Source organism: Janthinobacterium sp. TB1-E2 (assembly GCF_036885605.1).
Lineage (GTDB): Bacteria > Pseudomonadota > Gammaproteobacteria > Burkholderiales > Burkholderiaceae_D > Janthinobacterium > Janthinobacterium aestuarii.
In genome coordinates this window covers 3,056,999-3,070,043 of record NZ_CP142523.1, presented here as the reverse complement: position 1 = coordinate 3,070,043, position 13,045 = coordinate 3,056,999, and the positions used below count along the sequence as shown (strand labels likewise).

The window sequence follows — 13,045 nt, the reverse complement described above, 5'->3', positions numbered from 1 at the left end:
GTTAGGCTTTCATGGTATTCAAATGGCGCATCAATGCGCCTTGGCGGCGGTGGCCGTTGCCACGACAGCCGGCTTCCACGGTTGCGGCGCGGCGGTGGCGCCCGGCTGCAAGCGTTCCTGGCCTTCGATGACGACGGTTTCTCCCGCTTTCAGGCCGCCGTTGACCACGTACTGGTGGTCGACGACGTCGCCCACGGCGATCGTCTTCAGGCTCGCTTTGTTCGTGCCATCGAGGACCCAGGCCTGCGCCTGGCCGCCGCTGCTGTGCAAGACGGCCTGCTGCGGCAGCAGCACGCCATTTGCCTGCACGGCGCGGGCGATGCGCGCGCGCACGAACATGCCCGGCAAGAGCTGGCGCTGCGGATTGTCGACCAGCACGCGGACGACGGCGTCGCCCGTGCCCGCATCGACGCTGATGCCCGAGAACAGGATGCGCCCCGTGACGGGATGCGGCTGGCCATCGGCGCCTAAAATGGTCACGGGCAGCTTGTCGGCGCCCCCGTTGCCCGAGGCTTGCAAGGCGGCCAGTGCGGCGGCCGGCTGGCGCACGTCGACGTACACCTTGTCGATCTGCTGGATGCGCGCCATCGGCGTCGCATCGGCCAGGCCCACGAGTGCGCCTTCCGTCACCAGTTCGGAGCCGATGCGCCCGGCAATCGGCGCCTCGATGCTGGCAAAGGCCAGGTCCAGGCGGCGGCGTGCCAGGGCGGCACGCGCCTGCGCCACGGTGGCCACGGCCTGCTCGCGCTGGGCCACGGCGTCGTCATACGCCTGGCGGCTGATGGCGTCCGCCTCCACCAGCGGTTTTAACCTGTCGGCCTGGCTGCTGGCGCGCTTGGCCGTGGCCACCGCATGCTGCAAGGAGGCGGCGGCCGAATCGACGTCCGCCTGGAATGGCGCCGGGTTCAGCTGGAACAGTTTCTGCCCCGCTTTCACTTCGGCGCCCTGCTCGAACTGGCGGCGCAGCACGATGCCGCCCACCTGCGGGCGGATATCGGCCGTGCGGAAGGCGGCCACCCTGCCCGGCAATTCATCGCTGAGGACGACGGGCGCCGCTTGCAGCTTGAGCACGGTGACGGCGGCGGGCGGCGCCGCGCCTTCTTCCGGCGCGGGTTTGGAACAGGCGGCAAGGCTGAGCAGTGCCGCGGCGATCAACATGTTTTTCTTGGTGAGGTGGCTCGGATGCATGGTCTTTCTCTATGGCAGATCCCAACCGGCGGTCCGGTCGACAGATAACAAGAGCATAGAAGGCCTACATGGATGTTCCGTCAAAGAAATGTGGAGATTCGATGGAGACAGCGAAGAATGCTAGACTAATTGCATGAACTATCATCACAGCGCCAGCCAGCCCTCCTTCCTTGCCACCACGCCGCCTTCCGCCCTCGTCCTGATCGCCGAAGATGAACCGCAAATCGCCCGCATCCTCGCCGGTTACCTCGAGCGCGACGGCTACCGCACGGCCTTCGCGCACGATGGCCAAGAAGCGCTGAACCAGCACCTGGCATTGGCGCCGGACCTGCTGCTGCTCGACGTGCAAATGCCCAGGGTCGATGGCTGGGGCGTGCTGGCGGAAGTGCGCCGGCGCGGCGAAACGCCCGTCATCATGCTGACGGCCCGCGACCAGGATGCCGATAAACTGGCCGCCCTGCGCGTGGGCGCCGACGACTACATCATCAAGCCCTTCAATCCGGCCGAAGTGGTGGCGCGCGTGGCCGCCGTGCTGCGCCGCTCGCGCGTGCGCCACCACCCGGTGGGCGGCCAGCGCCTGCGCTGCGGCCCCATCGAAATCGACCAGGAAACGTATGTGGCCAGCGTGCTGCAGGATGGCATGGCCCAGCCTCTCATGCTCAGCCTGACGTTGACGGAGTTCCGCCTGCTGGCGCACCTGGCGCGCACGCCGCGGCGCGTTTGCAGCCGCCTGGAATTGCTCGAGTCGTGCATGCCTGAGAGCAATTCGATGGAACGCACGGTGGACAGCCACGTCAGCAAGCTGCGCAAGAAGCTGGAAGAAGCGGGCGTGATGAACATGCCGGCCAGCCTGCGCGGCGTGGGCTACCGTCTCGAAAGCGAGCTCTGATGCGCTTCACAGGCCTGAACCGGCAGATCATCCTGTCGATGTCCGTGCTGATGGTGTGCAGCATCCTGATCATCTGGATCGGTTCCTGGACCTTCTTCGCCATCGCCTTCAAGATCGATCCCGGCATGCTGTCCGAGCCGGACGACTGGTCGCCCAGCACCGTCGAGTGGCTGTGGATCTTCGCCATCACCATCTTCGGCCTGGGCCTGGCCGCGTTTTTCGCCCTCAAGCTGGCCGCACGCATCCTCAAACCGATCAATTCCGTGATGGACAGCGTGCGCCGCGTGGCCCATGGCGACCTGTCCGCGCGCGCGTTTGCCGGCGACCGCAGCCTGGGCGAGACGGCCATGCTGGTCGATAACTTCAACAGCATGGCCGAGCGCCTGCAGCGGGGCGCGCAGGAAAGCGAAACGTGGAATGCGGCCATCGCGCACGAACTGCGCACGCCCGTGACCATCCTGCGCGGCACCTTGCAAGGCGTCGTCGATGGGGTCTTCAAGCCCGAGGAAGTGCCGTTTTCCAGCCTGCTGGCGCAAGTGGAAGACCTGGGCCGGCTGATCGAGGACTTGCGCACCCTGAGCCTGGCCGACAGCGGCCACATGCAACTGCGCATGGCGTGGACGGACCTGACCCTGGAAATCGAGGAAGTGGGCCGGTTGCTGGCGCAGGAAATGGAAGCGGCCGGTTTTACCTTGCAGCTGCACCTGTCCGACCATCCCGTCTGCTGCGACGCGGCACGCATCCGGCAAATCGTGCTGGCCCTGCTCGACAACGCGCGCCGCTATGCGCACCCGGGCCTGCTGCGCGTGCGCACCCGCGTGCAGGCCGGCCAGTATTACCTGAGCGTCGAGGACGCGGGCCCCGGCATTGCCGAGGAATTGGCGCCGCACGTGTTCGAAGCCTTCCGCCGCGGCGACAGCGCCAGGGTCGACCTGAACGCGGGCAGCGGCCTGGGCCTGGCCGTGGTCGAAGCCATCGCGCGCGCGCATGGCGGCAGCGCCGTCTGCACGCGTGGCAAGGCGGGCGGCAGTCTGTTCACCATCAAGTGGCCGGTCGAACATGCCGCACCGCCGCCCGCCGGCTAACTACGCCGGCGCGCGCAGCATGTCGATAAAGGCGCGCAGGACGGCCGGCATCTGCCGCCGGCTCGGGTAATACAGGAAGTAACGGGGCGGCGGCGGCAGGCAACTCTCCAGCACGCACGCCAGGCGCCCCGCCGCGATATCGGCGCGCGCATCGGCCTCGTACACATAGGCCAGTCCCGCGCCATCGCGGGCCGCGCGCAGCATCAGTTCATCGTCGTCGAACACCAGCGGGCCGCCGACGGCGATGCTGACGCCCTCGCCTGCCTGCTCGAACTCCCACGCATACTGGCGCCCGCTGGGAAAACGCCGGCCTATGCAGGCGTGGTCCAGCAGCGCGCGCGGCGTGCTTGGTGCGCCATGCGCGGCCAGGTAGGCGGGCGACGCCACCACCACGAACGGTTGCGGCGCGCCGACAGGCACGGCGATCATGTCGGCCGCCACCTGCTCGCCGAAGCGGATGCCCGCGTCAAAACCATCGCGCACGATATCGATCATGCCGTCATCAGTCACCACTTCCACCTGCACGCGCGGATAGCGGGCGACAAAACTGGCCAGCATGGGCGCGAGCAGCAAGCGCGCGGCCGGACGGGGCACGTTCAGGCGCAGCTTGCCTGCCGGCACATCCTGCAAGGTGCTCAGGTCCAGCAAGGCATCATCGATTTCGCGCATGGCCGGCGCCAGCCGCGCCAGCAGCAGCTGCCCCGCCTCCGTCGGCGTGACGCTGCGCGTGGTGCGGTTCAGCAGGCGCACGCCCAGACGCTCTTCCAGCGCGCGCAGCGCATGGCTGAGGGCGGAAGCGGATACGCCACGCTCGAGGGCCGCCTTGCGGAAGCTGCGCAGGCGGGCGACGGCGGCAAAGGCCGTCAATTCGTTGAGGTCAGCCATTATTCATGAGTTTCATTCAGCAATACATGCAGGATAAGCTATCTTATCGCATGCTGTGCGCCCGCCCATACTCTGTGTTCCAACTATTAACGAGGAATCACAATGGAACACAGAACACTGGGCAACTCCGGCTTGCGAGTGGCCCCCATCGGCCTGGGCTGCATGGGCATGAGCTTTGCCTACGGCGGCGCGGACGAGGCCACCTCGCTGCGCGTGCTGCACCGCGCCGTGGAACTGGGCGTGACCCTGATCGACACGGCGGAAGTCTACGGCCCCTACGCCAATGAGGACTTGGTAGGCCGCGCCCTGAAGGAACTGCGCGGCAAGGTCCACATCGCCACCAAGTTCGGCTTCAAGATATTGCCCCACGGCCAGGGCGTGGAACGCATGGCGGGTGTCGACAGCCGCCCCGAGCACATCGTCCAGGCCGTGGAAGCGTCGCTGTCGAGGCTCGGCATCGAGTGCATCGACTTGCTGTACCAGCACCGCGTGGACCCCGCCGTGCCCATCGAAGACGTGGTCGGCGCCATGGCCGGTCTGGTGCGGGCGGGCAAGGTACGCCACCTGGGCCTGTCGGAAGTGTCGGCAGCCACCCTGCGTCGCGCCCACGCCGTGCACGCGATTGCGGCCGTCCAATCCGAATATTCGCTGTGGAGCCGCGACGTGGAAGCCGAGGTGCTGCCTGCCTGCCGGGAGCTGGGCATCGGCTTCGTACCCTACAGCCCGCTGGGCCGGGGTTTCCTGACGGGCCAGCTGAACTCCAGCGCCGCGCTGGCGCCAGACGACTACCGCCACAGCCTGCCACGCTTCCAGCCGTCCGCGATGGCGGCCAACGCCCACCACGTTGCCGAGCTGCAGCGCCTGGCAGCCGCACGCGGCGCCACGGCGGCGCAACTGGCGCTGGCCTGGCTGCTGGCGCAAGGTACTGACATCGTACCGATACCGGGCGCCCGCAGCCTGGTGCACCTGGAAGAGAATGTGGCCGCCGGCCAAATCACATTGAGCGAAAGCGAGCTGGCCGCCATCGGCGCCGCCATCGCGCCCGCCAGCGTGCAGGGTGCGCGCTACCCGGACGTGGAGCTTGCCATGGTTGGCCTGTAGACAACCATGCTGGAGTGCGCTAACTTGAGTACGGTAAGCAATTCTTTGCCCCTTTACACTTGAAATGCCCGAATCCGCTATCATTTCCAGTCTGAACTATTCATTATGAAAGGGATTTACATGTCCGATTTGCTCGAAACACTGCAATGGCGCTACGCCACCAAGAAAATGGACCCGACGAAAACGGTGCCGCAAGACAAGGTCGAGCGCATTCTGGAAGCCGTGCGCCTGACGGCCAGTTCCAGCGGACTGCATCCTTACGAAGTCTTCGTCGTGACGAATCCGGCCCTGCGCGAGCAGATCAAGCCGCATGCGTGGAACCAGTCGCAAGTGACGGACGCCTCGCATCTGCTGGTGTTTGCTGCCTGGGACAATTACACGGTCGAACGCATCAACAAGATGTTTGACCTGGTCAACACCGTGCGCGGCTTCAAGAATGAAGGCTGGGAAGCGTACCGCCAGCAAATCCTCGCCACCTACCCGCAGCGCGATGCGGAAACCAACTACCAGCACGCGGCGCGCCAGGCCTACATCGGCGTGGGCACGGCCCTGATCGCCGCAGCGCAGGAAAAAGTCGATTCGACGCCGATGGAAGGTTTTGATCCGGCCAAGGTCGACGAGATCCTGGGCTTGCGCGAAAAAGGCCTGCGTTCCGTCGTCATGCTGCCGCTCGGCTACCGCGCCGACGAAGGCGACTGGCTGGTGGACCTGAAAAAAGTGCGCCCTGCACGCGAGCAATTCATCACCGAGCTGGCCTAAGCGCTTCGCCCGTAATTGAAAAGCGGATGCCTTCACCGGCATCCGCTTTTTTCATTCAGGCCGCCTGCGGAAAACGTACCGTCACCTGCAGTCCCCGCCCCGCCTCGCCTTCAGCCAGCGCGATGTCGGCCTGGTGGTGCTCCGCGATGTGGCGCACGATGGACAGGCCCAGGCCGCAGCCCCAGGCGTCATTGCCGTCGGGACGGAAGAAGCGGTCGAACAGGCGCGCATGGTGCTGTTGCGGCACGCCGGGGCCGTTGTCGGACACGCGCAGCAGCGGCCTGCCCTCCTCCAGCGCCGCCTGCAAGTCGACCCTGCCACCCTGCTGCGTGTAGCGCAAGGCGTTGTCGATCAGGTTATTCAGCAACACTTGCAAGCCGTCGGGATCGGCTTGCACCAGTACTCTGGCCGGCGGCGCTTCCACCACGCCCAGGTCGATGTCGCGGCTGTCGGCCAGCGCGCTGTGGTCGGCCACGGCCGCTTCCAGCAATTGCCCCAGGTCCACTGTGTGCAGCTGGCTGGCCGTGAGCGCCGTTTCATGGCGGGCCAGGCTGAGCAGCTGACGCACAAGGTGCGTGCTGCGGTCCAGCCGTTCGTGCAGGCGCGCCAGCGCCATGCGGCGTTCTTCCTCGCTGCCGGCCCGCTCGGCCACCTGGAGCTGCAGTTTCAACGCCGTCAGCGGCGAGCGCAATTCATGCGCGGCATCGGCAACAAAGGTGCGCTGCGCCGTCAGCGCCGCCTCGAACTGCCCCATCAAACTATTCAACGCCAGCGCCACGGGCCGCAGTTCGGGCGGCATGTCGTCGGCCGCCAGCGGCGTCAAGGTATCCGGCGAGCGACCCGCCACGGATTCGGCCAGCCGGTGCAGCGGCGCCAGCGCGCGCCCCACGACGACGACGATCAGCAGCGCCAGGATCAGCGCGAACACCAGCAGCGGGGCGCCGGCGCGCATGGTCATCTGCCAGGCCAACTGGTCGCGCACGGCCTGCGCCTGCGCCACCTGCACGTAGCGGCCGCGCCGCGTTTCGCCGTACAGGCGCCAGTCCTCGCCGTGCAGCACGACATCGGCAAAGCCGGCCAGCGCATAGCGCGGCAATGCCGGCTGGCCCTGCAGGACGGGCAAGGGCTGGCCGTCCTCGTCCCACGCCTGCAGCACGAACGCTTCTTCCGGATCCTGCGCGGCGGCCAGGCCCGCCTGCGGCTCGAACTCGTCGGGCAAGGCCACGGCCAGCTGGCGCAGCTGCAAGTCGGCCAGTTCATTGGTTTCTTCCAGCAGCGAGCGGAACAGCGAAATGCCGGCTCCGAGCACGCACAGCAAGGTGGCGGCCAGCAAGCCGAGCAGCAACTGGCGGCGGATGGTCAGCATGCCGCCACCCGCATCTTGTAGCCCACGCCGCGCACGGTCTGGATGCAGTCCGCGCCGAATTTCTTGCGCAGCTGGTACACGTACACGTCGACGGTATTGCTTTCCACTTCGCAATCCCATCCATACAGTTTCTCGCTCAGCTGGCGCTTCGACACCACCTTGCCCGGATGGTCGAGCAAGGCGCGCAGCACTGAAAACTCGCGCGGCGGCAATTTGATCAGTTCTCCCTCGAACGTGACGTCGTGGCTGGCCAGGTCGAGTATCAGCGCGCCATGCTCGATGACCGAGCGCGAACGGCTGACCCGACGCCGCAGCAAGGCGCGGATGCGCGCCAGCAGCTCGTCGAGGTCGAACGGCTTGACCAGGTAATCGTCGGCGCCGCTGTCGAGCCCATCGACGCGGGCCGGCGTGCCGTCGCGCGCCGTGATGATCAGCACGGGCAACTCGGCGCCCCGCGCACGCATGCTGCGCAGCACGTCCATGCCCTGCTTGCCGGGCAAGCCCAGGTCCAGCAGCATCAAATCGTAGGCGAAACCGGCCAGCGCCAGCTCCGCATCGTGGCCGTCGCGCACCCAGTCCACGGCATAGCACTCGCCGCGCAAGCCCTCGACCAGACTTTCCCCGATCATCGGATCGTCTTCCACCAGCAACACGCGCACCTGGACCTCTCGCAGTCTTGAAAATACCGCTATCTTAACGTGGCTGGAAAAAGCGGGCCTGGCCGCCGCCGCAGCGTGTGTCCGGCGCCCGTCGCAGGAATTCACGATGCGGTGACTATGTGCGCATTTGGCGCGTTTTTTATGCGGTATATTTTCCTTCCCTCCACGCATCTGGAAAGGCACGCCATGTCCAGTTCCACCCAAGATACCGTCATCGTCAAGGCGGCGATTTATCCGCCCATCGGCATTGCCCGTGTGGGCAACAGCCCCAGCGAATACTTTCTGGGACCGGAAGTGCCGGAACCGGCGGCGCGCCCGGCCGGCTACTACCGCGATGCGTCCGGGGCCATCAAGCGCCAGGCGGCAAGCTTTCGCATCTACGGTCTGAATGCCGCCGGCGTGGCGGTGGCCGAATTGAACGCCGGCAATGCCGACATCGAATGGTCCGTCACCCTGGCCAACACCAAGGCGGCGTGGTACCAGTTCCAGATCGCGCTCGATATTCCCGAGGCGCACGTCACCCAGCCCTCGTTCCTGCGCAACATGGCCGTCACCGACCGCGCAGCGCTTTCCATCACGCCGGGCGAGCGCAAGATCAGCGGCAAGGAACAGCCGGCCGTCGCCTTCGACAGTGGCAGCTTCCTGGGCACGCCCGTCTACCTGGGCGAATTGCGCACGGATGCCATGGGACGGCTGATCGTGCTGGGCGGCCATGGCAAGTCGGCCTCGTGGAATGGCGCGCGCGCCATCACCTTCGCCAACAACGAAGGCTGGCATGACGACACGTCCGACGGCCCCGTCTGCGCCACCGTCCACTATCAGGGCCAAGCCTTGCCCGTCGACATGGCCTGGGTGGTCGTCGCGCCGCCCGATTACGCGCCGCAGCAAAAGTCCGTGCGCACGATGTGGGACTTGATGCGCGACTTGTTTGTTTCCGAAGGCAAAATTACCGCACCTGCCGTTCCCTCGTTCCAGGACGATATCCGTCCCATATTCGAGCGCCTGTCCAATCTGCAGTGGGTCAACGCGGGCTTCGCGGCCGCCTTCGGCTGGGACGGCAGCACGCCGTTCAGCCGCGACGAGTGGATGGCACGCCTGTCCAGCCCGTCCGAAAACCGCAGGGAGTGGCGCAACGTCATCTATAACCAGTTCCGCCGGTTCGAGCGCGACGCCTGGGCGCCATCGCCGTGGCCGTGGCTGTATGGCGATGCGATGGCCATCCCGCCGGCAGACACGCCGCGCCAGAACTGCGCGCTGAGCAACCTGCAATTGCGCTTCCTCAAGCAATGGGCCGACGGCAAGTTCACGGACGACTACGCTCCCGGCAAGGTGCCGCCGCAAAGCCTGGCCGAGGTGGACGTGGCCCAGCAACCGGACACCCTGCTGCGCGCGGCCATGGAATTCTGCCTGGCCGACGCCTTCCACCCCGGCTGCGAAATGACCTGGCCCATGCGCCAGGCCAGCATGTACAGCGCACCGTTCCGCCTGGCGCACCGGCCGCCCGGCTGGGTCGAGCCCGATTACGGCGCCGTCCTGACGCCGGACAATATCGGCAGCCCCTGCTCGGCGCAGATCGCCGGCGGCGTGACGCGCTGGATGGCCGTGCCATGGCAGACGGACACGGCCAGCTGCCGCTCCGGCTACCAGTCCGATTACGATCCCTATGTGCCCACGTTCTGGCCCGCGCGCGTGCCGAACCAGGTGATGAGCAAACTGGCCTACGACACGGTAATGAACCGCGAAGTGCCCGTCGACGACCGCCTGGCCGCGTTCGCCCGGCGCGCCGCGTGGATACGTCCGCTGGGCAACATCAGCTATGAAGAGCAGATCAACAACATGATCGCCGACCTGGCGCAGGTGGGCGTGGTCGAGGTGCGCCCCGGCCCCACGGACGTGACCGGCTTCCCCTCATTCTTGCAGGTGGAAAACCTGCCACCGCCGATAGCCGGCAAGCACCAGCTGCGCGCGGCAGCGGCCATACCGGACGAGTTCGTCGACGTCGACCTGGAAGGCACGGAAAAAGCGCGCCATCTGCAGCGACACCGCTTGTGACCGTGCTGCAGGCTGACGTGCTCATCGTCGGCGCCGGTCCTGCCGGCGCCACGGCCGCCCTGAACCTGGCGGGGCGGCACCGTGTGTTGCTGGTCGACCGGCTGGCCGCCCCGCTGGCGCGCATCGGCGAATCGCTGCCGCCGGCCGCCGCGCGCCTGCTGCAGGACATGGGCTTGCTTGACGCCTTCCTGCGGCAGGGCCATGCACCCTACCACGGCAACCGCGCCTGGTGGAACGGCGCCTGGACGGAACACCATTTCCTCAGCGATCCCGATGGCCACGGCTGGCACCTGGCGCGTGGCACCTTCGACCTGTGGCTGCGCGACGAGGCGCGCCGGCGCGGCGCCGCCCTGCTGGCCTCGGCCACAGTCGCGGGCATCGCGCCGGAAAATGGCGGCTGGAAAGTACGGCTGCAAACGCGGCATGGCCCCTGCGACGCGGCCGCGCGCATCGTCATCGACGCCACGGGACGCAGCGCTCGGCTGGCCCGCAAAGTCGGGGCGCGGCGCCAGCGCGGCGACCGGCTGGTCTCGGTATGGCAATACGGACACGACCGCACGCCTTCCGCGCGGGGCTTTGCCCACATCGAGGCTTGCGAACACGGCTGGTGGTACAGCGCCCCCCTGCCCGGCCAGCGCCGCGTGCTGGCCCTGCATACGGATGCGGACTTGCTCGCCAACAACGCCTTGCGCGACGCCGGCTGGCTGGAAGCGGCGGCGCGCAAGCTGCCCGCTACGGGGGAATTGCTGGCGCAGCAAGGCTATGCGGCCGATACGCTCGCCATGGCCACGCCCGCGCATACGGCCAGCCTGGACGCCGGTGCCGGCCCAGGCTGGTTCGCCGTCGGCGACGCGGCCCTGAGCTTCGACCCGCTGTCGTCGCAAGGCATCTTTAACGCCCTGTACACGGGCCTGGCCGCCGCCGAGGCAGCCGACCGTACGCTGCAGGGAGAGCTGCAAGCCTACCGGCACTACAATGGGGAACTGGCCGCCATCGGCGCGGCGTACGAACGCCACCTGGCGTACTGCTACGGCCAGGAAACGCGCTGGCCCACGGCACCGTTCTGGAGCCGGCGCGTCCCGGCGCTCTAGCTGGCGCGAAAGGCGAATCTCCACAAGCAATGATAGAAAAATCGCATTGCCTCCCGCCATGTCCAGGCACGTCCCTGCTTGACTTCCCAGGCACGATTCGCTAACTTGGCAGTAAAAAAGCGTGTCGTCAGCGCCCTATGCCACTGTCCCGCACAGACCTTGCCCGCCGGCCTGCCCCGGCGCCAACTCCACGCTTTTCATATAGACGGGTATCCTGGACATGCCGACACACGATCATTCCCCGTCCCATCCGCTGGCCACGGCGCTGGCCCTGTCGCTGGGCGCCGCCGTGGCCCTGGGCCTGTCGCGCTTTTCCTATGGCTTGCTGCTGCCGCCCATGCGCGACGACCTGGGCTGGTCCTACCTGCTGGCCGGGGCCATGAACACGTTTAATGCGCTCGGCTATTTTCTCGGCGCCCTGGCCACGCCGGCGCTGATGCGCCGCCTGGGCGTGTGGCGCTTGCTCATCATTGGTTCCGTGCTGGCCAGCATCTTCATGCTGATGTCGGGCCTCGTCAGCGATACGACCACCCTGTTCCTGCAGCGCGTGTGCGCGGGCGTGGCAAGCGCCTTCATTTTCATCGCTGGCGGCGTGCTGGCGGCGCGGCTCGGCTCCATGCACAGCCAGCACGCCGGCTTCTACATCGGCCTGTATTACGGCGGCACGGGTTTTGGCATCGCGCTGTCGGCCCTGCTGGTGCCGGCCGCATTGGCCGCCGCGCAAGACCACGGCGCCGCACATGCCTGGCAATGGCCATGGCTGGCCCTGGGCATCGCCTGCCTGGCCGCCACCGCCATCATGGCCGTGCCGGCGAAGGCGATCGGCGAAGCGCCGCGCGCCCTCGACACGCCGCGGCGCTTCGCCTGGCGCGACTTTGCCCCCAGCCTGGCCGGCTACTTCATGTTTGGCGTCGGCTACATCGGCTACATGACCTTCGTTATCGCCCTGCTCAAGCAGCAAGGCATGAGCGCCACCTTGATCACCGTGTTCTACACCTTGTTGGGGCTGGCGGTGGTGGCGTCGTCGCGCATCTGGGCGCGCATGCTCGACCGCTACAGGGGCGGCGAATCGCTGGCGATATTGAACGGCGTGCTGGGCGCAGTTACGATCCTGCCCGCGCTGACGAGCTTTGCGCCCGTCGTGTTTATTTCAGGCCTCGTCTTCGGCGCCGTGTTCCTGTCCGTGGTGGCGTCAACCACGGCCCTCGTGCGGCATAACCTGCCACCGCAATCCTGGACGGCCGGCATCAGTGCCTACACGACGGTATTCGCGCTGGGCCAGATCGTTGGCCCCATCGTCGTCGGCTGGATCGCCGACGGCCCCGCCGGACTGGAGCGGGGATTGATCGCCTCGGCCATCGCCCTCTTTATCGGCGCCGCATTGGCATCGCGGCAAAAGGCGCTGGCGGCGGGCGCGTGAGCGGCTGTCTTCAGCTGCCGCCCTTATTGCGGTTTGGCATACCTTGCGACACCGGTGACATCGAACAGGACACAACGCTGATCTCCAACCACCCAGGCATCATGTCCCGGTGGCATATAGAAGACGTCACCCGGTCCATATTCCATCTCGGCGCCATCATTCATCCGTACCACCATCCGCCCCTCGAGAACCATGCCGGTATGCGCTGCCTGGCACGAATCCGTTCCCGCAATCGGTTTGACATGCAGGCTCCAGCGCCAGCCAGGCTCAAATTCGCCGCGCCCCATGGTCTGTTCGCCTAGCGTAAAGACAGCCATCCGGCCGGCTCCGTCCTTGAATGGACGCACTTCGTCCGGTTTGTCGATGGACTTCTTTTCTAACATTGCACTCATGACTCGTCCCCCCTTTTGGAATTTCTGGAAGTATTAAATTTCCGAATCGGAATAACTGACATGATATAAAAATCACATCATTTTCCAATATAGTTTAATAATGGAAATTTACAAGCGGAGCACCTTGTTGCATTTGCCTCAAGTGAGAAGCCGGACTC

At 66.4% G+C, this 13,045-nt stretch carries 12 protein-coding genes; 7 read left to right on the top strand and 5 right to left on the bottom strand.

Features of this window, described 5'->3' with window-relative positions; all coding sequences use genetic code 11:
- Nucleotides 1–30 precede the first annotated feature (30 nt).
- Complete coding sequence (locus OPV09_RS13715) at nucleotides 31–1,188, bottom strand: efflux RND transporter periplasmic adaptor subunit (protein ID WP_338682142.1); 1,158 nt, start codon at nucleotides 1,186–1,188, stop codon at nucleotides 31–33.
- Between the two features lie 133 nt (nucleotides 1,189–1,321).
- Between OPV09_RS13715 and OPV09_RS13710 the strand changes: the two genes are divergently transcribed.
- Entirely contained in the window at nucleotides 1,322–2,077 is a 756-nt protein-coding gene (locus tag OPV09_RS13710; RefSeq protein ID WP_072453865.1) for a response regulator, read from the top strand.
- Nucleotides 2,077–3,162, top strand: coding sequence for an ATP-binding protein (locus OPV09_RS13705; RefSeq protein WP_338682141.1), 1,086 nt, complete (start codon nucleotides 2,077–2,079; stop codon nucleotides 3,160–3,162). The genes OPV09_RS13710 and OPV09_RS13705 overlap by 1 nt, the downstream gene beginning before the upstream one ends.
- Here the strand turns inward: OPV09_RS13705 and OPV09_RS13700 are convergent, their stop codons facing one another.
- On the bottom strand, nucleotides 3,163–4,047 hold the full coding sequence (locus OPV09_RS13700) for a LysR family transcriptional regulator (RefSeq protein ID WP_338682140.1): 885 nt from the start codon (nucleotides 4,045–4,047) through the stop codon (nucleotides 3,163–3,165).
- Between the two features lie 102 nt (nucleotides 4,048–4,149).
- Here OPV09_RS13700 and OPV09_RS13695 point away from each other — a divergent pair, with 102 nt between their 5' ends.
- Together OPV09_RS13695 and OPV09_RS13690 are read left to right on the top strand one after the other, a co-directional pair.
- Entirely contained in the window at nucleotides 4,150–5,148 is a 999-nt protein-coding gene (locus tag OPV09_RS13695) for an aldo/keto reductase (RefSeq protein WP_338682139.1), read from the top strand.
- Between the two features lie 120 nt (nucleotides 5,149–5,268).
- Complete coding sequence (locus tag OPV09_RS13690) at nucleotides 5,269–5,907, top strand: NAD(P)H-dependent oxidoreductase (protein ID WP_070306009.1); 639 nt, start codon at nucleotides 5,269–5,271, stop codon at nucleotides 5,905–5,907.
- A 55-nt stretch (nucleotides 5,908–5,962) separates the two neighbouring features.
- Here OPV09_RS13690 and OPV09_RS13685 read toward each other — a convergent pair whose 3' ends face one another.
- A complete protein-coding gene (locus OPV09_RS13685) occupies nucleotides 5,963–7,273 on the bottom strand; it encodes an ATP-binding protein (RefSeq protein ID WP_338682137.1) in 1,311 nt (436 codons plus the stop codon).
- On the bottom strand, nucleotides 7,267–7,932 hold the full coding sequence (locus tag OPV09_RS13680) for a response regulator transcription factor (RefSeq protein ID WP_034754799.1): 666 nt from the start codon (nucleotides 7,930–7,932) through the stop codon (nucleotides 7,267–7,269). Before OPV09_RS13680 ends, OPV09_RS13685 begins: the two co-directional genes overlap by 7 nt.
- 186 nt (nucleotides 7,933–8,118) lie before the next feature.
- On the opposite strand from OPV09_RS13680, the gene OPV09_RS13675 reads away from it, so the two are divergent.
- From OPV09_RS13675 to OPV09_RS13665, 3 genes are all read left to right on the top strand, one after another.
- Complete coding sequence (locus tag OPV09_RS13675) at nucleotides 8,119–9,984, top strand: LodA/GoxA family CTQ-dependent oxidase (protein ID WP_338682135.1); 1,866 nt, start codon at nucleotides 8,119–8,121, stop codon at nucleotides 9,982–9,984.
- A complete protein-coding gene (locus tag OPV09_RS13670) occupies nucleotides 9,981–11,075 on the top strand; it encodes a tryptophan 7-halogenase (protein ID WP_338682134.1) in 1,095 nt (364 codons plus the stop codon). The genes OPV09_RS13675 and OPV09_RS13670 overlap by 4 nt, the downstream gene beginning before the upstream one ends.
- A gap of 220 nt (nucleotides 11,076–11,295) precedes the next feature.
- Nucleotides 11,296–12,495: a YbfB/YjiJ family MFS transporter gene (locus tag OPV09_RS13665; RefSeq protein WP_319993090.1), complete on the top strand. Its 1,200-nt coding sequence runs from the start codon at nucleotides 11,296–11,298 to the stop codon at nucleotides 12,493–12,495.
- Between the two features lie 23 nt (nucleotides 12,496–12,518).
- Here the strand turns inward: OPV09_RS13665 and OPV09_RS13660 are convergent, their stop codons facing one another.
- Nucleotides 12,519–12,878, bottom strand: coding sequence for a cupin domain-containing protein (locus OPV09_RS13660; protein ID WP_319993089.1), 360 nt, complete (start codon nucleotides 12,876–12,878; stop codon nucleotides 12,519–12,521).
- Nucleotides 12,879–13,045 lie beyond the last annotated feature (167 nt).

Bases quoted from the DNA above. Each gene is read 5' to 3' on its own strand.
- OPV09_RS13710 (WP_072453865.1), top strand. From the start codon at position 1,322: ATGAACTATCATCACAGCGCCAGCCAGCCCTCCTTCCTTGCCACCACG.
- OPV09_RS13715 (WP_338682142.1), bottom strand. From the start codon at position 1,188: ATGCATCCGAGCCACCTCACCAAGAAAAACATGTTGATCGCCGCGGCA.
- OPV09_RS13705 (WP_338682141.1), top strand. From the start codon at position 2,077: ATGCGCTTCACAGGCCTGAACCGGCAGATCATCCTGTCGATGTCCGTG.
- OPV09_RS13675 (WP_338682135.1), top strand. From the start codon at position 8,119: ATGTCCAGTTCCACCCAAGATACCGTCATCGTCAAGGCGGCGATTTAT.
- OPV09_RS13695 (WP_338682139.1), top strand. From the start codon at position 4,150: ATGGAACACAGAACACTGGGCAACTCCGGCTTGCGAGTGGCCCCCATC.
- OPV09_RS13685 (WP_338682137.1), bottom strand. From the start codon at position 7,273: ATGCTGACCATCCGCCGCCAGTTGCTGCTCGGCTTGCTGGCCGCCACC.
- OPV09_RS13660 (WP_319993089.1), bottom strand. From the start codon at position 12,878: ATGTTAGAAAAGAAGTCCATCGACAAACCGGACGAAGTGCGTCCATTC.
- OPV09_RS13690 (WP_070306009.1), top strand. From the start codon at position 5,269: ATGTCCGATTTGCTCGAAACACTGCAATGGCGCTACGCCACCAAGAAA.
- OPV09_RS13700 (WP_338682140.1), bottom strand. From the start codon at position 4,047: ATGGCTGACCTCAACGAATTGACGGCCTTTGCCGCCGTCGCCCGCCTG.
- OPV09_RS13665 (WP_319993090.1), top strand. From the start codon at position 11,296: ATGCCGACACACGATCATTCCCCGTCCCATCCGCTGGCCACGGCGCTG.